The 22,336-nt window shown below is 42.8% G+C and carries 18 protein-coding genes, 1 pseudogene and 1 riboswitch; of the genes and pseudogenes, 13 read left to right on the top strand and 6 right to left on the bottom strand.

All coding sequences use genetic code 11. The annotated features are described in order from the left end of the window. The first annotated feature begins 266 nt into the window (after positions 1-266). From ACT3QP_RS00480 to ACT3QP_RS00465, 4 genes are all read left to right on the top strand, one after another. The gene (locus ACT3QP_RS00480; RefSeq protein ID WP_444524042.1) at positions 267-1,379 is read left to right on the top strand and encodes an AOC03_06830 family ribosome hibernation factor; all 1,113 of its coding nucleotides are present in this window, start codon (positions 267-269) and stop codon (positions 1,377-1,379) included. A 320-nt stretch (positions 1,380-1,699) separates the two neighbouring features. Continuing rightward, entirely contained in the window at positions 1,700-2,440 is a 741-nt protein-coding gene (locus tag ACT3QP_RS00475; protein ID WP_444524041.1) for a M949_RS01915 family surface polysaccharide biosynthesis protein, read from the top strand. A 4-nt stretch (positions 2,441-2,444) separates the two neighbouring features. Beyond that, positions 2,445-3,203 carry an endonuclease/exonuclease/phosphatase family protein gene (locus ACT3QP_RS00470; protein ID WP_444524040.1) on the top strand — a complete coding sequence of 253 codons (759 nt, stop codon included), beginning with the start codon at positions 2,445-2,447 and terminating at the stop codon, positions 3,201-3,203. 95 nt (positions 3,204-3,298) lie between these two features. Then, entirely contained in the window at positions 3,299-4,294 is a 996-nt protein-coding gene (locus ACT3QP_RS00465; protein ID WP_444524039.1) for an NADP-dependent oxidoreductase, read from the top strand. A 40-nt stretch (positions 4,295-4,334) separates the two neighbouring features. Here ACT3QP_RS00465 and ACT3QP_RS00460 read toward each other — a convergent pair whose 3' ends face one another. The 3 genes from ACT3QP_RS00460 to ACT3QP_RS00450 are packed head-to-tail and all read right to left on the bottom strand — an operon-like array spanning position 4,335 to position 7,811. After that, positions 4,335-4,952, bottom strand: coding sequence for an alpha-ketoglutarate-dependent dioxygenase AlkB family protein (locus ACT3QP_RS00460; protein ID WP_444524038.1), 618 nt, complete (start codon positions 4,950-4,952; stop codon positions 4,335-4,337). Between the two features lie 8 nt (positions 4,953-4,960). Next, positions 4,961-5,851 carry an alpha/beta fold hydrolase gene (locus ACT3QP_RS00455; RefSeq protein ID WP_444524037.1) on the bottom strand — a complete coding sequence of 297 codons (891 nt, stop codon included), beginning with the start codon at positions 5,849-5,851 and terminating at the stop codon, positions 4,961-4,963. Positions 5,852-5,903: 52 nt separating this feature from the next. After that, the gene (locus ACT3QP_RS00450) at positions 5,904-7,811 is read right to left on the bottom strand and encodes an ABC transporter ATP-binding protein (protein ID WP_444524036.1); all 1,908 of its coding nucleotides are present in this window, start codon (positions 7,809-7,811) and stop codon (positions 5,904-5,906) included. Between the two features lie 374 nt (positions 7,812-8,185). Here ACT3QP_RS00450 and ACT3QP_RS00445 point away from each other — a divergent pair. From ACT3QP_RS00445 to ACT3QP_RS00430, 4 genes and pseudogenes are all read left to right on the top strand, one after another. Further along, positions 8,186-8,922, top strand: a pseudogene (locus ACT3QP_RS00445) (IS5 family transposase). Between the two features lie 55 nt (positions 8,923-8,977). Continuing rightward, the gene (locus ACT3QP_RS00440) at positions 8,978-9,826 is read left to right on the top strand and encodes an EamA/RhaT family transporter (protein WP_444524035.1); all 849 of its coding nucleotides are present in this window, start codon (positions 8,978-8,980) and stop codon (positions 9,824-9,826) included. A 170-nt stretch (positions 9,827-9,996) separates the two neighbouring features. Beyond that, positions 9,997-10,887 (top strand): fructose bisphosphate aldolase, encoded by an 891-nt coding sequence (locus tag ACT3QP_RS00435; protein ID WP_444524034.1) that lies wholly within the window; start codon positions 9,997-9,999, stop codon positions 10,885-10,887. 123 nt (positions 10,888-11,010) lie between these two features. After that, a complete protein-coding gene (locus tag ACT3QP_RS00430; RefSeq protein WP_444524033.1) occupies positions 11,011-12,114 on the top strand; it encodes a hypothetical protein in 1,104 nt (367 codons plus the stop codon). 42 nt (positions 12,115-12,156) lie between these two features. Here the strand turns inward: ACT3QP_RS00430 and thiC are convergent, their stop codons facing one another. After that, positions 12,157-14,268, bottom strand: coding sequence for a phosphomethylpyrimidine synthase ThiC (gene thiC, locus ACT3QP_RS00425; RefSeq protein WP_444524032.1), 2,112 nt, complete (start codon positions 14,266-14,268; stop codon positions 12,157-12,159). 247 nt (positions 14,269-14,515) lie between these two features. Further along, positions 14,516-14,660: riboswitch (TPP riboswitch) on the bottom strand. Between the two features lie 301 nt (positions 14,661-14,961). On the opposite strand from thiC, the gene pstS reads away from it, so the two are divergent. From pstS to phoU, 5 genes are all read left to right on the top strand, one after another. Continuing rightward, positions 14,962-16,122, top strand: a complete 1,161-nt coding sequence (gene pstS / locus ACT3QP_RS00420; protein WP_442062309.1) for a phosphate ABC transporter substrate-binding protein PstS — start codon at positions 14,962-14,964, stop codon at positions 16,120-16,122. Positions 16,123-16,296: 174 nt separating this feature from the next. Then, positions 16,297-17,250, top strand: a complete 954-nt coding sequence (pstC, locus tag ACT3QP_RS00415; protein ID WP_192518323.1) for a phosphate ABC transporter permease subunit PstC — start codon at positions 16,297-16,299, stop codon at positions 17,248-17,250. A gap of 80 nt (positions 17,251-17,330) precedes the next feature. Next, the gene (pstA, locus tag ACT3QP_RS00410; RefSeq protein WP_192518322.1) at positions 17,331-18,251 is read left to right on the top strand and encodes a phosphate ABC transporter permease PstA; all 921 of its coding nucleotides are present in this window, start codon (positions 17,331-17,333) and stop codon (positions 18,249-18,251) included. An 83-nt stretch (positions 18,252-18,334) separates the two neighbouring features. Continuing rightward, on the top strand, positions 18,335-19,255 hold the full coding sequence (gene pstB, locus ACT3QP_RS00405) for a phosphate ABC transporter ATP-binding protein PstB (protein WP_444518929.1): 921 nt from the start codon (positions 18,335-18,337) through the stop codon (positions 19,253-19,255). Between the two features lie 58 nt (positions 19,256-19,313). After that, positions 19,314-20,108, top strand: coding sequence for a phosphate signaling complex protein PhoU (phoU, locus tag ACT3QP_RS00400; RefSeq protein WP_192518320.1), 795 nt, complete (start codon positions 19,314-19,316; stop codon positions 20,106-20,108). Between the two features lie 105 nt (positions 20,109-20,213). Here phoU and ACT3QP_RS00395 read toward each other — a convergent pair whose 3' ends face one another. Together ACT3QP_RS00395 and argH are read right to left on the bottom strand one after the other, a co-directional pair. Continuing rightward, positions 20,214-20,504 carry an oxidative damage protection protein gene (locus ACT3QP_RS00395; RefSeq protein WP_192518319.1) on the bottom strand — a complete coding sequence of 97 codons (291 nt, stop codon included), beginning with the start codon at positions 20,502-20,504 and terminating at the stop codon, positions 20,214-20,216. 183 nt (positions 20,505-20,687) lie between these two features. Next, the gene (argH, locus tag ACT3QP_RS00390) at positions 20,688-22,061 is read right to left on the bottom strand and encodes an argininosuccinate lyase (RefSeq protein ID WP_192518366.1); all 1,374 of its coding nucleotides are present in this window, start codon (positions 22,059-22,061) and stop codon (positions 20,688-20,690) included. Between the last annotated feature and the right edge of the window lie 275 nt (positions 22,062-22,336).

Raw genomic sequence — 22,336 nt, 5'->3', positions numbered from 1 at the left:
TGAAATGAGTTATATAAGAAATATAGATGTAATATATTTAGATATCAATATGTTAAGTACTTATATGATGTTAAATACCTATATGAAATAACATTTTTTAAAAGCACTTTTTAAAAGCATGTACTGTTAAATATGTACTACTATAAAAACGCAATAGCGATAAGATTGTCGAAAAGGAAATGACGTGCGGCTATTACTGATTATTAACTGGTACATGAATCATTGATAAGGTTAAACGTAAGTCATAACAAAACAAGGAGCAATATATGAAAGCAACTCTCAAAAGTCTGCGTGATAGTAATGCCAATCCAGCAGTCAGTATCTTTGTAAAGACTCATCGTGAGCATCCTGCTAATGAAAAAGATTCGATTGCCCTAAAAAACCAATTAAAAATAGCCGAAGAGCGTCTAACGAATGAGTACGATAAGCGTACCGCCACCACTATTCTAGATAATATCTATAAAAAAACTAATGAACTTAATCACAATCACAATCTCGATACTTTGGCCATTTTTGCTAGTACTGACGATGTGCAAGTGATCCGTATGCCTATCGATACCACTGAACGCGTTATGATTTCACATCGTTTTGCGACTCGTGACTTAGTGCGCGATATGGCAAGTGCCGTTCACTATTATGCAGTGGTGTTGACCCGTGAGGGTGCGCGTTTGATTGAAGCATCCAATGATCGTGTCGTCAGAGAATTCGATAAAGAAGATGATGTACAAAGCAATATGGAGAATATTCGTTTCCCCATTGAAAATAATGGCTTGTATACCACTGGGGACAGTGGAACAGATCGCTCATCAAATAATGAAAGCAGTTATCTAAAAGAGTTTTTTAACCAAGTAGATAAGAGTGTGCAAGAGCTGTGGGGCGAGCACAAGATGCCGCTTGTGGCAATCGGTGATGCCAAAAATATTGGCTACTACAAAGAAGTATGCGACCGTCCAGACAACATCATTGCGACGGTATCAAATGCGACCAAATTAGAAGATGGTAGTGCTCAGCATATTATCGACAGCGTACAAGAGGCGGTAGAAAGCTATCGAAAATCGCTACATCAGGCAGCCATGGGAGAGATTGATAAAGCACGTGGTGCCAACATGTTGCAAACAGACTTACAAGAGGTCTATCGCAGTGCATTCCAAGGAGTGGGTGAGACGATCTATGTCCGCCGTGGTTATATACAGTCTGCTAAGATCGATGAAAAAGCGCAGACATTGAGTATCTCAGATGATTCTACCACCGAAGGTGTCACTGATGATGCAGTGGGTGAAATCATTGAGCATGTCATTAATAATGGCGGTAAGGCTGTATTTTTACCAGAAAATATCATGGGTAAAGATCAGCCAATTGCGTTGGTGACTCGTTACTAATTTGCTAGGGTATGTTTTAAAACTACCGATGAATTATGGCGGTTTCCAAATTAGCCATTGATAACGTATAGGTATAATATGGAGCATTGGTTCAATAAGAATCAATGCTTTTTTACATTGGTGTGTGTTTGATTCAACGTATAGTCAAAGAAACATAAAACCGATACGGTTGTATTATGGTGTTACTGGTACAAATTTTACTTGCTGGCTGTATTCACAGAGGCTGCGAAAAATTTATCCCAGTAGCACTGTAGCGATTTAAAAATACTTTGACTATACCTTTAAGATATTCCTCTTAACTTATACATTAGGCACTTATTATGATACACCAGCGTACAAGCAAGGCTATCGCAGTACTAAGTGTCACACTAATGCTCGCGCTTAGCTCTAGCTATAGTGCGGCCAATACTAATACTATCCCCACAGACCATTTGGCGTGGAGTCAGTTACCTGCTACTGTGCAAAAGTATTACCAAACAAGCTCCACGCTGAATAAATTGAAGTTGAGCAATAAGAATATTGTGGCCATTCGTTCATGGAGCGATGCTACAGGTAGCAATTATTTGGTTCAGTTACAGCGCTTTGATGACGCTGCCACTTTTGACAGTCCTGCAGGAGAAGTAATCAGTCATTTGTACAACGTAGATCAGGCAACACGGCGAGTATGGCAAATATATGACTATCTCCCCTGCGATTTAGATGTGATTGCCCGTTATGCTAAAGAAACTGCCGTAGTGACTGACATTAATAATAACGGTGTGGCTGAGGTGAGCGTTCCTTATTATATCGGTTGTCGCGGTGATGTCAGTTACGACGAAATGAAAATCATCATGTATGAAGGTAAACAAAAATTTGCTATTCGTGGTAACTCGGCAATATGTGATTCCAAAACAGGGCTACCTGTTGATAATACTGGCTACTACGGTGGCGATTATAAAATTGATGAGCAGTTATTGCAGCGAGCAGCGTTATCAGCGTCTCAAAAAACAGTATTTAAGGAGCACTTGAAATCACTGTGGCGAGACAATCAATGTTCCATTTATTTTAAGTATGATGACTAAATCTATGACAATCACAAATTCTTTTATTTTAACCAGCTATAACATTCATAAAGGCATGTCGCCGTTAAACCGCCAAGTCAAAATGCAAGGCATTGCCCAAGCTCTAGATATCGTGGGTTCTGACGTACTGTGTCTGCAAGAAGTGCAAGGTCAGAATCTTAAGCGAAATCTACAGTACAATGAATATCCTGACCAGTCCCAACATGAGTGGTTCGGTGAGTATCTGAAGCTGCAAAACAGCTATGGCAAAAATTCAGAGTATGAAAACGGTCATCATGGTAATGCAGTTTTGAGCCGTTTTCCATTGGACCCAAAACACAATGTCAATATTACCGTTAATAAACTAGAGCAGCGCGGCGTGTTGCATTGTGAAGTACAACCGGTAGGTTGGGAGAGACCAGTTGTGGTGTTGTGCGCGCATTTAAATTTATTTGAGCGTGATCGTATCAAGCAGTACGAAGCCATTACTAACTATATATGTCATGAGATTGCTGACGATCAGCCCTTAATTTTGGCAGGTGATTTTAATGATTGGAAAAAGATGTCTTGTGATAAACTGGCTCATGATTTGGGTATGACAGAAGCTTTTAAACACTGCCATGGCAAGTTAATGCCAACGTTCCCAGCCAAATTACCCGTACTTAGTCTAGATCGCATTTATGTACGCAATCTAATCGTAAAAGATGCATGGGTACATACTGGCAAACCATGGTCAACACTATCAGATCATCTGCCAATCAGTGCGGAGTTGGCCTTGCTGTAAAACACCTTTAACACGCCCTAAAGTATCAATTAAAATAAAACTCATCAAAAAGTTGGGGCAGCAAAGCACCCAATAATATATAAGGATATATAACGATGTCTAATAGTCAACGACCAGACACTCAACATGCTGTGCTGATAAATGAGTTTGGTGCGCCTGAAGTGATGCAATACCAAGATAGTGTAGCGATACCAGGATTGGCTCAAGATCAAGTATTGGTAAAAGTTGCTTATGCAGGTATCAATCCTGTCGATTACAAGACACGTCAAGGCAAGGGTTGGGGTGCGGAAGCTATCCAAAAAGACAAGTTCGATAACCATGAGTCTGCAATACTAGGCTTCGATGTGTCAGGTGTTGTAGTTGATAGCAATAGCGAGCATTTTAGTATTGGCGATCAAGTTGCTGCACTGACTTTTAATGGTGGTGGTTATGCTGAGTATGTCGCAGTCGATGCTACTCTACTAGCAAAAGTACCAGAACGGGTAACATTGGAGCAAGCAGGAGCATTGCCTTGTATCGGCCAGACGGCGATACAGTTTGTAGAATTTGCTGATATTAAGGATGGTGAGCATGTAGTGATTAATGCACCAGCGGGCGGTGTCGGTCATTTATTGATTCAGTTGTTAATGGATAAAGTGGCTAACAATAATATCAAGGTAACCGTTATTTGCTCACCAGAAAAATATGCCAAGCTTGATGAGTTAATAGAGGTATCTAAGCTGGCAGGTTGGATTGACTACACCAAAGAAGATGCGTTTCCTGAGCTGCAAGCAGATGTACTACTAGATTTGGTCGGGGGTGATGCGGGTATAAGGGCGCTTAGCGTGGTCAAGCCTGAAGGTCATGTGTATGTCTTACCGACAATTTGGGTCGATAAACTCAAAGAAGCGGGTAGCCAAAAGAACTTAAACGTGGCGGGTTATAAGTCGCAGCGTAATGGTGAAGATATGGCAAGAGTACTACAACTGGTGGCAGATGGTGCGCTGACGTTACGTATTCAGCAAGTTTATCCAATGTCAGAAGTAGTTGCAGCTCACCATGAGCTACAAAAAGGTGATGCGTTTGGCAAGATTGTTTTAAAAGCAAGCTAAGACACACTCTAGACTATATTGAATCTAAGGCGAATTGAATCTAAGGCGACAGTATCTGTCGAAACGTTAGGCTAATACGCCCTGTTGAGACCGCTTTGGTTTTGGTAATGGTATGTTTCCAATACTCTTGGGTATCATCATGCATGACAATTAACTGACCTGACTCAAGATGAAGCTCGACTTTGTCTTGAGTTTTTTTGTGTTTCAAAACAAACTTGCGTGTGGCACCAAGTGATAGTGAAGCGATGATTGGCTGTGTACCCAGCTCTTTTTCATCATCGGCATGATAACCCATGCCATCGGTACCAGAAGGGTAGTAGTTGAGTAGACAGGAGTTAAAATGAACATCAATGCCTATACTTAATAATTGCTGCTCAACGTATTGTTTCATGTGAAACACAGTGTTCGACCATGCAATAGCCTGATGTGACTGTCCAGAGTATTGATAAGTGGTATTGCTTTCGCCCATCCAAACGATTTGACGAGTGGTGATGTGAGTCTTTCCAAACAGTGTCACGACATCAGATTGCCACGGTAGCTCAGTCAATAAAGCCTGATACACCTCATCGGTATTTTCGATAACCATACCCAAATCATTTACCTTGCCATTATAAGGCAGTAGGTTGTCTGTCGGTGCAGGAGAAAAAAGATCAGGCATGTATCAGCTTATTTGTTGATTTGATAATAATCATTGATGATCTGAGCGCATAGGTCAGGTGCTTCCATGGGTAATAAGTGTCCGTATTCTAGTAGAGAAACGATGCGGCTCTCAGGTACGAACTTGCGCCATTGCTTACGCACTTTGTTATTGATAAATAAGGTTGGCTTACCAGTAATGAGCGTATAAGGGCATTTGAGTTGCTTGAGTGCACTATCAATATAAGGCGCGCCAAAATAGTTGGCAAGCTCTTGCTCTGGCGCAAATATTAGGATGTAAGTACCATCGGCATTTTTGATTAAGCTTTGCTCAGCGAATATCCGTAAGTGTGCATCGCTGATACGTCGATAGGCAGATTGCTCGCGCAGGTGTTCATAATAATCGTTGATGCTTGGCCAAATAGTTTGCTTGGTGAGTGTGCTTTTAAAAGGCTCGTGATTGAGCAGAACTTTACGTGGCAATAGGTTGTATAGTCTGGCTTGTCTCTTGGTAAATGTCACAGGCTCTATTAAATATAACTGTGAAAACAGATCTGGGCGCATGGCTGCGGCGATGGCAGTGGCAGTTGCACCCTGTGAATGACCTATACCTACCACTGGTTTGTTTTGGGTTTTTTCTAAAAATTCAATCAGCATTTCGGCATCTTGCTCACGTGTCAGGCGACGGCGTTGCGGTTTGTCATACCAATAACCACGTAGAGCGAGTGAGCTAATATCAAAGTTAGTTGACAGCGCTTGTAATAAAGGTTTGTAGGTGCCAACGGTGAAGCTATTACCACCATAAAAATGTGCAGGTACACGTGAAGCCGTCTTTGCCTGTATCGATGAATTAAGCTGGCTCAGGTTGTAGTAGCGTGCTTGTTTTCCACTGATGTTAATGCGGTGTGTGAAGGCTTCCATAGGATCAAAACTTCCTTGTATGTCGTGTTTAATAAGAGCGAACAATTTTTAGTTAGCTGTCTTCACCTAAGAAGCCACCACTTTGACGATGCCATAGTCGTGCATAGACGCCTTGGCGTGCCAATAGCTCATCATGGCTACCTTGCTCAATAATTTTACCTTTGTCCATGACCACCAGTCGATCTAGTGCAGCAATGGTAGAGAGACGATGAGCAATTGCGATGACCGTTTTACCTGTCATAATATCATTCAGACTTTCAGTAATGGCAAACTCAATCTCAGAGTCAAGGGCACTGGTGGCTTCATCTAACAGTAATATCGGTGCGTTTTTTAGCATAACACGTGAGATAGCGATACGCTGACGTTGACCGCCAGAAAGCTTGACGCCACGTTCACCCACTTGTGTATTCAGACCGGCATTGCCTTTGTCGTCGTATAGGTCTTTAATGAAATCCCATGCTTGGGCTTGCTTGGCAGCAGTAATAATTTCTTCATCACTAGCATCAGGACGACCATAAGCGATGTTTTCACGTACCGTACGGTGCAGTAAGGATGTATCTTGGGTGACCATGCCGATTTGTTGGCGTAAAGATTCTTGGGTAACCGCATCAATCGCCTGTCCGTCGATAAGGATTTTACCGCTATCAACATCGAAGAAGCGTAATAATAAATTAACCAAGGTTGATTTACCTGCACCTGAGCGTCCAACCAAGCCTATTTTTTCACCTGGGTTGATGTCTAGATAGAAATCATCGAGAAGCTTCACGATTGAAGTTGTTGCTTCTTTTGCTTCGTCTAAATTATGAGTGTCAGCAGTGTCGCTATTGGTCTCGCTTTCATAACCAAAATCCACATGGTCGAAGACAATCTGACCCTTAGTGACGTTTAAGTCAGGTGCATTAGGCTTGTCTATAATGGTTTGCGGTGCTGATAAGGTACGCATACCATCTTGTACCGTACCGATGCTTTCAAACAAGCTGGCCGTCTGCCACATAATCCATCGCGTCAGACCATTTAAGCGCAGTGCCATCGCTGTTGCGGCGGCAATTGCACCCACACCGACCGCGCCGTGTTGCCATAAATACAGGCCAATACCAACTGTGCTACTAACTAAAATAACACTGATCAGATGGGTCGAGACTTCTAGATAGCTGACCCAGCGCATCTGTGCATGAACAGTACCTAAAAACTGCCCCATGGCGTTCTTGGCATAGCCCAGTTCACGGCGTGAGTGGCTAAATAGTTTGACGGTCATGATATTGGCATAAGCATCAGTAATGCGACCAACCATCAACGCACGAGCATCTGCCTGAACGATGGCGGTGTTTTTTAATTTCGGAATAAAGTACCAAATACTAAGGGCAACCAAGATGAGCCAAATGATAAAAGGAATCAATAGTAACTTATCTAAGTTAAATAAAATAACGCCTGAGGTGATAAAGTAGACAGAGACATACATGAACATGTCGGTGACCGTCATGACGGTATCACGCACAGCCAATGCTGTTTGCATCACCTTCGCTGAGACACGTCCTGAAAACTCATCTTGATAAAACTGCATCGACTGCCCAAGCATGCGCTGATGAAAACGCCAGCGCATTTGCATGGGGAAGACGCCTTGCAAGGTCTGAAAATGAACAAACGATGATAAGGCAATCCATACTGGACTCAGTATCATGACGGCTAACATCAAGAGTAGCATGTCGCCTTTTTCTACCCACAGAGTTTGAGGTGTATAAACACCGAGCCAATCAACGATATTGCCAATCCAAGCAAACAGCATGGCTTCATAGATGCCAATACCTGCTGACAAAATCATAAATAATACTAGCCAGCCACGTAAGCCGTTGGTGCATACCCACAAAAACTTGAGCATGCCATCACGAGGTGAGGGTAGTGGCATTGGTGTGTCAGGAAAAGCGGGTAGACGATTTTCAAAAAAACGAAATAGAGCATTCATAGGCAGTTATAAAACATCAATAGCAGTACGCCAAAATTAACGATGTCACTCGTTATTTTGAATCTTTACTTTTGTTATTAGGATTGCTCGCTATTTTAGCAAAATTCGCCATTAGAGCTGCATGCGAATTGTAATTTGAACGAGACAGATCAGCTTGTATTCAGCGAAATAAAAGCTGATAAATAGATTGCTGCCATGGAAATCTTTTGTTACATTCTACTGATTTAAATTCGTTCAGTAGTTTATCTTGTACATTTAACGACTTATTTTCAAGGTGACTTCACAAAAACGTATTAGGGCGTGTCATCAATTAGCACCGTTATTTTAGAATAAGCTATAGTAACTCTATATTTATTCATATGAGCTTAATCATCATGACAAGACGACATGCCCTACGAGATGACCAATGGGAGAGAGTTAAAGACATTCTGCCAGGTCAACTAGGTGACGTTGGTGTTACTGCAAAGGATAACCGCTTGTTCGTAGAAGCAGTTCTTTACCGCTATAAGACAGGCGTACCTTGGCGTGACCTACCTGAACGATTTGGCGACTTCAGAGTAATTCATACTCGTTTTAGCCGTTGGTCAAAAAAAGGCGTATGGGCACAGGTGTTTAATCAGTTGTCCGAACAATCAGACGATGAATATGCCATGTTAGATGCCACGATTGTTAAAGCCCATCAGCACAGTGCTGGAAAAAAAGGGATCAAGCCATTGGACGTAGTAAAGGTGGACTGACGACTAAGATACATACTCGTACAGATGCACTAGGCAATCCTACTGGCTTTTATCTAACAGGTGGCGCAGCTCATGACTTATGTGGCTCAGATGAACTGCTCGATGTCAGTATTAGTCAAACTTGGCTTGCTGATAGAGCTTATGATGCTGATGCCCGTGTCATTGTACCGATTAAATCGGTACAAGGTAATGCAGTCATACCATCTAAGTGTCATCGACTGCAGCCAAGAGACTTCGATAAAGCGAGGCATCTGATCGAGAACTTCTTTGCCAAGATTAAGCAGTACCGTGCGATTGCTACCCGCTATGACAAGTTAGCCTGTCATTTCCTCAGTGCGATTCATCTGGTTTCTTGTGTCATTTGGCTTAATTGATGACACGCCCTAACAACAATCATGCAAAGATGGCTGTTTAAAAAGGTAAATGTTCATGATGTATTTAACGATAGCGGTGCTCTGTAGTGTTGCTGTTTCGGTATTATTAAAAATATTACGGCAAAAAAATATAGACATACGCCAGACTATCGTTGCGGGTTATCCTGTGGCGTCGCTATTGACTTGGTTCTTGCTAAAACCAGAGGTGGGCGGGCTAGCTGAATTTGGTAGCGCATGGGGCATTATTGTCGCTCTTGGTATCATGCTACCAGCCGTATTCATTATCCTTGGGCGCGCTATTGAATCAGTCGGTATGGTTGCAACTGATGCCGCTCAGCGTCTATCGCTCATCATTCCTATTGCAGCTTCTTTTCTATTGTTTGGTGAGATGATTACTGGTACGCATGTGTTTGGACTGCTGTTAGGATTTTTGGCATTAGCAGCATTGGTCTATCGTCCACAATATGCTGATATTAGTCAACAAGCCAAGCGTACGCCATTATGGTTATTTGGGGTGTGGGCAGGCTATGGTCTTATTGATATCTTGTTTAAACAGGTTGCCAAACAAGGCACAGCCTTCGCGCTCACGTTATTTGTCAGTTTCGGCTTGGCTGGATTACTGCTATTTATCTATTTACTTATCACTCGTGTGCGCTGGCAAGGAACTGCGCTAGCAGCAGGACTGCTATTAGGCGCACTAAATATGGGTAATATTTATGCTTATGTACGGGCCCATCAAGTAATGCATGACTCTCCTAGTATCGTCTTTACTGGTATGAATGTTGGTGTTATTGCGGTAGCGACTTTGATTGGTGTTGGCATATTTAAGGAACATCTCAATCGTATTAATATATTGGGCTTGTTCTTAGCTATTTGCTGCGTGGTCTTACTATTTTTAGCTTAACGATTTTAGCCTAAAGGCTTGAATGTGGTCATGATTTTACTAAGGTTTTAACTGAGAAAATATAGGCAGATGACCTATCCTATGATAAGGTTAGCTACAATAAATAGAGCTGACAACAAGCATTTTTCTTAGTAATACCTGATAATTAATAAAAATAGGATGCACATTCAATGGAATACGACAAGCAATTACAACGTATAAAAAACAGCTCAGGCTTCATCGCAGCGCTTGATCAAAGTGGCGGCAGCACACCAAAGGCGTTAGAGAATTATGGTGTCACTAGTGCAGACTACAGTGACGACTCGGCTATGTTTGATTTGGTACATGAGATGCGTGCTCGTATCATCACTTGTGATTCATTTGATAATGAGCGTGTCCTTGGCGCTATTTTATTTGAAGATACTATGGATCGTAAGATTAATGACAAGCCAACGGCCAATTATCTGTGGGAAGATAAAAACATCGTACCATTTCTAAAAGTAGATAAAGGGCTGGCTGAGCAAATGAATGGCGTACAAGTCATGCGTCCGATGCCAGACCTAGATGTATTATTAGACAAGGCAAAAAACTATCCTGTGTTTGGCACTAAAATGCGCTCAGTAGTCTATGAGCCAAACGTCGATGGTATTGAGCTGGTGGTACAGCAGCAGTTTGATGTCGCAAAGCAAATTATCTCAAAAGGTTTGATGCCTATCGTCGAGCCAGAAGTGGATATCAATGGTGCACAAAAACATGAATGCGAAGTTATATTGAAAGCCAGTATTCTACAAAATCTGGATCGTTTGAATGACGAGCAGCAAGTCATGCTAAAGCTGACATTGCCTGAAGAGGCAGGATTTTACCAAGAGCTGATTGAGCATCCAAAAGTGTTAAAAGTCGTGGCCTTGTCAGGTGGTTATAGCCGTAGCGATGCCTGTGCTAAGCTGAAGCAAAACCCAGGTATGATAGCGAGCTTCTCGCGCGCCTTTACTGAGGGTTTGAGTAAGCAGCAAAGTGATGAAGCATTTTCTGCAACTATCAATAATTCGATCGAAGAGATCTATGAGGCGTCGAAGGTTTAAAGTTAAAGATTGAAATCGAATTCGTAATCCCAGTAAATACTATGTTTACTGGGATTTTTTTATAGTTTTCATTATTAATAAATAGTAGACTTTTATTTATTTTTAATAAGGCTGAGAAATATTGTGTTTCGATTTACTATCATAGGGTTGTTGTTACTAAGTTGGAGCGTTGCTAGCCAAGCTATTGAACCCGTCAGCTATTCAGGAACTTGGGCGAATGCTGCTTATTTCAATAAGAGTATTGATGTCATATCAGAGTCAGTCGACATTGATGTTATAGAAGACGCTAATAATTATACGGTAACCTATGAGCTATATAACAATCGTGAAGGTCTACAATTCCCATTAGTGCTTGAGGTGTTCGATGGTTTGGATAGTTTTGAGCAAAGTGATGATTTCAAAATCTCTATAGACGGTCAATCAGTGCCCGTTGAGGTACTTACCGAAGATGATACTGTGCTTGATACGGCTGACTTTTATTACTCATCTACAGATACAGATACAGATACAGATACAGATACAGATGCTCAAGCGTTTAGAGCAGAGTCCAAATATATCAACGTCAATTTATCACAAGGACTACACACCGTTATAGCTACTTATGATGCGCATCCACACTATTATGGTAGTGATTGGACGGCAAGACATACCTACTCATATAGCTTAAAGCCTATGCAGCAAAGTGATGTACAGAGCCAGCGATTTCAAGGCTCAACCATCACCCTAAATTTTGATGGTGATACGGATCATGTCACTGTCGATATCGATAATGAAGAAACGGCATTATCTGTGAATCAACCACTACATTTCAATGATAACCTTGCGAAAGAGATTGATTTTATTATTCAAAAACCACTGAATCCATTGGCTAAGGTATTAACGGCTGTCTCACCATTTGTCACTTTCATTGCGTTGTTCGCGCTAGGTATGCGGCATTTGCGCAGGATGCGTCGATGTGAAGAGTCTCAGCCTGAGGGTCTTTGGGTGGTCCTACTAACTGGTGGGTTCCTAATCCCTTTTCTGAGTTTGATTGCCTATTATGTTTTTCTATTAGTGACGGATATGGTGATTGGTAAAGGGGCAACGGGAGAGAGTCGAGCTTTATTTTCTATTTGGGTTTTGCCATTGGGTTATATTGTGTTGACACCTATCTATCTGGTGATTAGCTTTGTGGCTTTGATAGAGATTAAAAGGAATAATAAAAAAAAGCTTGAACCTAGTGACTAGGTCCAAGCTTCTTGAGTTAGCCAGTTTTTAGCAAATAGAGCATCATACCTCTGTATATAACTGACGTCCTTCGCTATTGTATTTCTCGGTCATCTCAGCCATACCTTTACTAACTTCATCAGCACTGGCTTCTCCAACTTGACGAACCAGCTCGGTATCTACTTCTTTGATTAAGTGACCTGCATCAGTTAAGTCACCGGTTTGTGGCGTGACTTTATTGGCAGCAGCTTTATCTAAACCTGCTGCATATTCACGCACATTTTGGGTGATTTTCATTGAGCAGAATTTTGGCCCACACATCGAGCAGAAGTGTGCTGACTTATGAGCGTCTTTTGGCAATGTTTCATCATGGAACTCACGCGCAGTATCAGGGTCGAGCGCCAGGTTGAACTGATCGTCCCAGCGGAATTCAAAACGCGCTTTAGACAGCGCATTGTCACGAGACTGTGCCCCTGGATGCCCTTTGGCTAAATCAGCGGCATGGGCCGCAATTTTATAAGTGATAATGCCGTCTTTGACATCCTTTTTATTGGGTAAACCCAAGTGCTCTTTTGGTGTGACGTAGCAGAGCATGGCAGTACCAAACCAGCCAATCATCGCCGCACCAATGGCGCTAGTAATATGGTCATAGCCGGGTGCGATGTCCGTGGTCAATGGCCCTAAAGTATAGAAAGGTGCATCCTCACAAATCTCAAGCTGCAAATCCATATTCTCTTTAATACGGTTCATGGCCACGTGACCTGGGCCTTCAATCATCACCTGTACATCATGCTTCCATGCGATTTTGGTTAGCTCGCCAAGGGTGCGCAGCTCGCCAAACTGTGCTTCATCATTGGCATCTTGCAAGCAGCCTGGACGCAAGCCATCACCCAAGCTAAAGGCCACATCGTACTGCTTCATGATTTCGCAAATGTCTTCAAAATGCGTGTATAAAAAGCTCTCTTGATGATGGGCGAGACACCACTGCGCCATGATAGAGCCACCACGCGAGACGATACCCGTTAAGCGATTAGCAGTGAGCGGTACATAGCGTAGTAGTACGCCTGCATGAATGGTGAAGTAATCGACGCCTTGTTCTGCTTGCTCAATTAGTGTATCGCGGAAGATTTCCCACGTGAGGTCTTCTGCCACGCCATCGACTTTTTCGAGCGCTTGATAAATCGGTACGGTGCCAATCGGTACTGGCGAGTTACGAATCAACCATTCACGGGTTTCGTGAATATGGTTGCCAGTTGACAGATCCATGATGTTATCCGCACCCCAACGCGTGGCCCACGTCATTTTAGACACTTCTTCATCGATAGAAGAGCCTAGCGCTGAGTTACCGATATTGGCATTAATTTTCACTAAGAAATTGCGTCCGATAATCATCGGCTCAGACTCTGGATGGTTGATGTTGTTTGGGATAATCGCGCGACCTGCTGCTACCTCGCTACGCACAAACTCAGGGGTAATAGCCGTAGGGGTATTGGCGCCAAAGTTCTCACCATCGTGTTGACGCATATCGGTCAGCTCATGCTGTTTTTGCGTTTCACGAATGGCGATATATTCCATTTCTGGGGTGATGATACCGCGACGCGCGTAGTACATTTGCGTGACGTTGCCAGCTTTGCCATCGATATTTTTGGCACGGCGCGGTTTGTCGATGTGAGCGAATCTAAGGTTCGCAGTAGTGATATCACGGGCACGCGCTTGTCCGTATGAGCTAGACAATCCGCTTAATTGTTCAGTATCACCACGTTCATTTATCCAGCCTTCACGCAGCTTTGGCAAACCTTTTGTCAAATCAATTTCGACGTTGGGATCGGTATAAACGCCAGAGGTGTCATAGACATAAAAGGGTGGATTTTGTTCCCAATCGGCTTCGTCGACACCTTGTATAGGAGTAGGGTCTAGGGTAATTTCGCGCATCGGTACTTGAATGTCAGGGCGAGAGCCTTCGATATAGACTTTGCGAGAGGCTGGAAGTATACGATGTAAGTCGCGAGCATCTTCTTCGAATCGAGCATCACTTGCTGTGCGGTGAGCTGGCGTTTTTAGCGCATCCGCTTTTTTATCAGCTTTACTGTGGGTCGTTTGAGCGGGCTCTGAAGCAAGAATAGTGTCATCAGCTGGGATGTGAGTCTGTGCTGCTTGTACATTAGAAGTCGTCATATGCTGTCCTAGCGTGTTGGTTTTAAATAAAAGCAACACCGCCAGTAGCTGCGGGGGTGGCATCTGTAATCTAGACAATTTCAGTTTATGAACATCAGCCAACGACCAAACAGTGTCGTCGCGGATGATGTCGATGTAACCTTGGACGCAACTTTATATCGATACTCACGACTTTAGTAACGTCAAACGTATACTAAAACAGTCATGATAATAAAAAGGCATTTCTGCACGTCCTTTGTCATACATAACAAAGTGCTTAAGACTTCCCTGCGTCGGTACTAACCGCATCAGGTTTGGCGGGTGATCTCTCAGCGAATGTATCAAGGCGACTGGTTTAATAAAGTAAGTTTAATAAATCAGGCCAATCATACACCGCACCCCGAGTCTGTCAGTGTTGTGAATCAATTGAATATTAACAAAATTCTGCTCAGACGGCTAATGATATTTAGGGGCAGGTATTATGCGATGTATTGGTATTGATAAAACTGAATAAGTTTTCTTTATTAATATGAGATATTAAGTTGTTGAAAAAATTAAGATTATCGTTTATTTATGGTTTGAATGCTGCTGATAAATATAGGTGTAATAAGGTTGTCATTTAACTGTCATTAAACTGTCATAAAAACTTGGCAAGATAACTCGCATATCACAAACAATGCTTTTTTGTATGTTGTTAAACTTTAGGAGTCTTAAATGCGTTATTCGTTATTAGCAGTAGCCGTTAGTTGTACCTTAGTACTTACGGCATGTAATCAATCAACTGAAACGACAGAGTCTGCTGCTGATAGTGCTGTCGCGACTGAGACAGCCACTACCCAAACAGCAGGGTCTTCATCTGCCACAGATTTTAAATCTGCTGAAAATATCGCAATGAATATTACTGGTGCTGGTGCTTCTTTTCCGCAGCCTATCTATGCTAAGTGGTCTTACGACTACAACGCTGCGACTGGTGGTCAAGTGAATTATCAGTCAATCGGCTCTTCTGGCGGTATCAAGCAAATCCAATCAAAAACAGTTGATTTTGGCGCTTCTGATGCACCTATGACACCTGAAGAGTTAGATAAAGCTGGTTTGATTCAGTTTCCAACGGTTATCGGTGGCGTCGTACCTATCGTAAATATTGATGGTGTTGAGCCTGGCCAATTGCAGTTAGACGGTGAGACTTTAGCAAATATCTATCTAGGTAAGATTAACAACTGGAATGACCCTGCGATTAAAGCGACGAACCCTGATCTAACGCTACCTGATGCTGCGATTACTACTGTATTCCGCTCAGACGGTTCAGGTACTACCTTCAACTTCACTGATTATCTAGCAAAAGTGTCAACAGACTGGAAAGACAGTGTCGGCGTTGATAAGACAGTGAAGTGGCCAACTTCTGCCACTGGTGCAGGCGGTAAAGGTAACGAAGGCGTATCAAGCTACGTCAATCGTATGAAAAACTCAATCGGCTATGTTGAGTATGCTTATGCCAAGCAAAACAATATGTCACATACAGCCCTACGAAATGCAGCAGGTAACTTCGTGCAACCTTCTGCAGAAACGTTTGCAGCAGCTGGTGATATCGATTGGTCACAACAAGAAGGCTTTTATAAAGTTATCACCAACTCTGAGACCGAGCAAGCATGGCCAATCGCCGCTGCGACTTTCATCTTAGTACATAAGCAACCAGAAAACCCTCAGCAAGTGGCTGGCGTATTGAACTTCTTTGATTGGGCTTATACCCAAGGTGATGATGATGCCATGGCACTAGATTACGTTCCTTTCTCTGATACAGCCGTTGCGTTATTCAAAGATAAATGGAATGAAGTGAAGGGCAGTGATGGACAGCCAGTTTATACAGCAGCCCAGTAACTGATTTCTGTTAAATATTATTTAGCGTTTTTGCAGTTACCCTCTCGAATAACTATTCTCCGGTAGTTATTTGAGAGGTTTTATCACAGTAAATTTGCTCCTAAGCTTGCTGTGATAAAGCCCAATAAAGATTTCTAATATTTTGACTCAACCCTATTCAATGCTGAGACACTTATGAATGATTTAAGGTCCCAACTGGCCAAACAAAAACGCTACGATTTTTTGTTTGTCAATGCAACCAAAGCTTTTGCCATTCTTGTCCTAATGTCTTTAGGTGGTATTTTAGTCTCATTGATAGTCGGTGCATGGCCGAGTATTCAAGAGTTTGGTTTGGGCTTTTATACCAGCAATAACTGGGATACAGTTGCCAACGAGTACGGTGCATTGGCGCCTATTTACGGCACATTGATCACATCTTTTATTGCCATTTTAATTGCGGTTCCCGTCAGTTTTGGTATTGCCATATTTTTGACTGAGATGTGTCCAAAATTCTTAAAAAAACCGCTCGGTATTGCGATTGAGTTATTAGCAGGTATTCCCTCTATCATTTATGGTATGTGGGGATTGTTTGTATTTGCTCCTTTCTTTGGCGACCATATTCAGCCATGGTTCATCGAACACATTGGTCCACTGCCTATCATTGGCAAGCTATTTACAGGTGCGCCAATGGGGCTAGGTATGTTCACAGCATCTCTAGTACTTGCCATCATGATCATTCCTTTTATCGCAGCCACTATGCGTGATGTCTTTTCGGTCGTGCCAGACCTGCTTAAAGAGTCAGCTTATGGAATGGGCGCGACCACTTGGGAAGTCATGTTCAAGATTATCCTTCCTTATACCAAAGCTGGTGTGGTTGGCGGTGTCATTTTAGGGTTAGGTCGCGCATTGGGCGAGACCATGGCAGTGACATTCCTTATCGGTAATGCCTTTAATATCAGTCCAAGCTTATTTACCTCTGGTGTCACGATTACGTCAGCCTTGGCAAATGAGTTTGCGGAAGCATCGAGTGAGTTACATTTAGCCTCCTTGCTACATTTAGGCCTAATCTTGTTTGTGATTACCTTTATCGTGCTATCACTCGCTAAACTCATGCTGATGCGCATGGATCATAAAGCAGGCAATCGCTAATTGTTTGACTGCCACAGTTCGATTAAATCAATAAGTGTCGATGGTTATTGGTATTGATAAAAATACGGGAAACACGTTTTATGCCTTCTAACAATGCTACCCACGCTACTAATGCAATCAGTGCGCCGTTACCACTCAATGGTTTCCAAGGACGTTATGACAAAAGTCTTTATAACAAGCGTCGCTGGGCTAATAAGCTAGGTCTAGGCTTTGCAATGACAGCGATGGTTTTTGGTTTGTTTTGGTTATTTTGGATTCTGCTGACACTTCTGGTGGAAGGTTTTCAGGGTATGGTGCAACTGCCGATATTTACGGCTGATACACCACCGCCAATGAGTGCAGGCGGGCTACGTAACGCCATCGTTGGTTCGGTGATGTTGGCATTTTCAGGGCTGTTTATCGGAGCGCCTATTGGTCTTATGACAGGTATTTATTTATCTGAGTTCTCGCAAGGCAGTATGCTTGGCAAGGTAACGCGCTTTTTAAATGATATTTTATTATCAGCACCGTCGATTGTTATTGGTCTATTTATTTATGCACTGATGGTAAAAGGTCAAAGTTTCTCTGGTTGGGCAGGTGCGTTAGCATTGGCGCTCATCGTTATTCCTGTGGTGGTACGTACGACTGAAAACATGCTCAATCTGGTTCCTAACAGTATTCGCGAAGCCGCTTATGCACTTGGCACGCCTAAATGGAAAATGGTTACGCAAGTGACAATCAAGGCGGCTAAAGCAGGATTGACTACAGGGGTTTTATTGGCCTTTGCCAGAATCACAGGTGAGACAGCGCCACTGCTATTTACCGCGCTAAATAACCAATATTTCAGTACCGACATGGGTCAGCCTATTGCCAATTTACCCAATACCATCTATCAGTTTGCGATGAGCCCTTATGATAACTGGCATACATTAGCATGGGCCGCTGCGCTACTTATCACTGCTTCTGTCTTGATACTAAATATTTTAGCAAGATTCATTGGTGGTAGAGGTCAGACTAAGTAAGACCCAATGCTCAATGAAATGATACGACATTGAGCATTTACTTAAAACTATACGAAATTAATCGAGCTAGGTTGGACAATATTATGAATGATGTCATCAGCAAAACCCGTACAGATAAAACCACTGATCAATTCAAGACAACAACTGATAACCTGTTAAACAGATCAATGTCCACTAGCACAAATATGGAGCAACCAGATGTTGCGAACCTGACCAAGCAGACGCTTAATGACTTGCCTGAAAACATGCCACCGGCAAAAATGCAGATTCGAGATTTAAGTTTTTACTATGGTGACTTTAAAGCACTAAAAAATATCAATATCGATATTCCTGATAAAAAAGTCACCGCCTTCATTGGTCCTTCAGGCTGCGGCAAGTCGACACTACTACGTACTTTTAATCGTATGTATGATCTCTATCCAGGTATGCGTGCCGAAGGCAGTATTAACCTTGATGGTAATAATATCTTGGGTAAAGATGTCGATGTGAATTTGCTTCGCGCCCAAGTAGGCATGGTATTCCAAAAACCAACACCGTTTCCAATGTCAATTTATGACAATGTCGCCTTTGGTGTACGCCTCTATGAAAAACTGAGCAAAGCTGAGCTAGACAACCGCGTGGAATGGGCACTCAAAAAATCAGCATTATGGCCAGAAGTTAAAGACAAGCTGAAGGCATCTGGATTATCTTTGTCAGGTGGCCAGCAGCAACGATTATGTATCGCACGCAGCGTCGCGACTAAGCCAGAAGTATTGCTACTCGATGAGCCAACATCAGCACTAGATCCCATTTCGACAGGGGCTATCGAAGATTTGATTGAAGATTTAAAAAATGATTATACGATTGCTATCGTTACTCATAATATGCAACAAGCAGCGCGCGTGTCAGACTATACGGTTTATATGTATCTAGGCGATATGATTGAGATGGGCGAGACGGATCAAGTGTTTACGAACCCTATTCAAAAAGCGACAGAAGACTATATTACAGGTCGTTATGGTTGATGCTTAATTCAAAAATCTCACCGCGTTACTAAAATATGTATCTCAGGGAATACCTCTTATGCCAAATGATAAGCATATCTCTAAAAGTTTTGACCAAGATTTAGATGAAGCCATTCGATTGTTTTTACACATGGGTGATCAGGCGGCCAACCAGGTTGCTAAAGCAATCCATGCGCTTATCGATAAAGATGAGATACTAGCACAAGAAGTCATTGATATGGACTTCGAAATAAACCGAATGGAAGTAGAGTTGGACGAGCATATTTTGCTATTAGTCGCAAAACGCCAGCCCGCAGCCAGTGACTTACGTTTGGTTATGTCTATCAGTAAAGGTGTGGTGGATTTAGAACGTATCGGTGATGAAGCCGTAAAAATTGCTCAAATGGCCAGTAAGATCGCGGCACAAGGCAAACTGTCATATGGCTATGCAGAGGTGCAACATCTCAGTAATCAAGTGCGTCTGATGCTACACAATGCACTAGAGGCCTTTAGTCAGTCAAACGCTGAACAGGCATTTGAGGTTATGCGTAATGATAATATGGTCAACGATGAGTATCAGTCAGCGATTCGTGCGTTGATGACTTATATTATGGAAGACTCAAGGCATGTCTCAAAAGTCATGAATATTATGTGGGTATTGCGGGCATTGGAGCGTATTGGTGATCATGCACAGAATGTCGCTGAGCTAGTGATCAACTATAGTAGTGGTCAAGATGTCCGTCACTCAGATTACGCACAGGTCGAAAAAGCCGTACAAGAAGCCAATGATCGTATGGCAGCGCGCCAAGTTAATACGACATCAGTCACCATGTCAGTGACTGACTTTGAAGCATCAGATAGTGAAGAGCAGTAGAAAGTATTTGACGGGTATTCTGATCATAGGACACACCCTCATTATCAAAAAACGCGCTATATTGATATAGCGCGTTTTTTTTGGTGATTAGGCAGTTAACAGCCCCTAACTTTCTGGTGTCCAACCCTGTGCACGCTCATAATCTTCGTTGTCCAAAAATTTATCACGTTGTTCAGTTAAAAACTTCTTGGCTGCAGGATCCAGCATACTCAAGTGGTTTTCATTAATCAGCATGGTCTGCTGCTCCAGCCATTCTTTCCATGCTTTGTCAGAGACCGTTTCTTGTAGCTCTTGACCTTTTTTGTTAGGAAAAGGAGGATGCGGCATTTTTGGTAATTCTTGTTTATATTTACGGCAAAACACGGTATTGGCTTGAGGATTAAAGGTCTCAGTCATAAAGCATTCCTTATCAGTTATATGTCGAATAATAGTATTAGCCTATGATAACGGTCTTAGACGATTTATCAAAGGGTATCTGTTATATCGTGTATAGGAGAGGTGATTGATACAAAAACACCCGCAAAAGTAGCGGGTGTTTTCAATCTTAAATAAATCAATTAGTCGACGTTTAAATAACCTTTAAGCAAAGGCTTTTAAACGATTGCGGCCATTGATTACGGCTTGTTTGACTTGGTTCGGCGCAGTGCCACCTAGATGGTCACGCGCTGCTAATGAGCCTTCTAGCGTTAGGTAATCAAATACATCATCGCCGATAGCATCACTGAACTGTTGGAGCTGTGCCAGTGACAAATCGCTCAAATCGACACCTTCGTTGATGCCCAAAGCCACAGCATTACCGACCACTTCATGAGCGTCACGGAAAGCCACGCCGTTGCGTACTAGATAATCAGCCAAATCAGTCGCGGTTGCGTAGCCCTTCATGGTGGCCGCACGCATGCTTTCTTTATTTGGCGTGATGTTTGGTAGCATATCAGCAAAGGCGAGAAGTGAGCCAGTCAATGTATCAACACAATCAAAAAGCGGCTCTTTGTCCTCTTGGTTGTCTTTGTTATAGGCCAGTGGCTGGCTCTTCATCAGGCTAAGCAGTGTCATAAGTTGACCGAAAACACGTGCCGCTTTACCGCGTACCAATTCTGGCACATCAGGGTTTTTCTTTTGCGGCATGATCGATGAGCCAGTACAGAAGCGATCTGGAATCTGCACAAAGTTGAACTGGGCTGACATCCACAGAATAATTTCTTCGCTCATACGTGACATATGCATCATGAGAATAGACGCGGCAGAAGTAAACTCAATGGCAAAGTCACGATCTGATACGGCATCAAGTGAGTTTTGGCAAATACCATCGAAACCGAGTAACTCAGCAGTAATGGTACGGTCGATTGGGAACGTTGTACCAGCAAGAGCAGCGCTACCTAGTGGCATCTGATTGATACGGCGGCGTGCGTCAACCAAACGCTCGGTGTCACGATACAACATCTCAAACCATGCCATGACGTGGTGACCAAAGCTTACAGGCTGAGCGGTTTGCAAATGGGTAAAACCTGGCATGATCGTATCAGTATGTTGCTCAGCCAGATCAAGTAGCCCGCTCTGTAGACGTACTAATAAGGCGATGATGTTATCTACCTCTTCACGTAACCAAAGACGAATATCGGTGGCCACCTGATCGTTGCGGCTTCGGCCTGTATGCAGTTTTTTACCAACTGCACCGATCACGTCAGTGAGGCGAGATTCAACGTTCATATGTACGTCTTCAAGTGCGATTGACCAGTTAAACTCACCGGCTTCGATCTCGCGTAATACTTGCTGTAGACCATCAATGATGGTGGCAACTTCATCAGACGTTAAGATTTCACACTTTTCAAGCATAGTCGCGTGTGCGATTGAGCCTTGAATGTCGTGACGTGCAAAGCGTTGATCAAAGCCGACAGAGGCGGTAAAGGCGGCAACGAAACTGTCCGTCGCTTCACTAAAGCGACCACCCCACATCTGTTGACCCTCACTGTTGGTAGGGGTTTTATTTGTTTTGGAAACATCTGTGTTAGAATTAGAGACAGATGCGGTTACATTTGATTCGGGATTACTAGGGTTTGAAGAATTGGCGTTCATATCGGTACAAGACAAGTCAAGAGAATAAGAGCTCAAGTATAGCAAAGGATGAGGTTGCCTTACTAGCGGAGCGCTTAGAGTTTTTTATACCTAAGCTCATGGAAACCATGAAACCTTGGCAATGGCTGCTATATATATTTTTTTGGTCACTGTTT

Source organism: Psychrobacter sp. AOP7-B1-24 (genome assembly GCF_052376215.1).
GTDB lineage: Bacteria > Pseudomonadota > Gammaproteobacteria > Pseudomonadales > Moraxellaceae > Psychrobacter.
The sequence above is the reverse complement of the archived record's forward strand: the minus strand, read 5'-3'. Positions and strand labels throughout refer to the sequence as shown.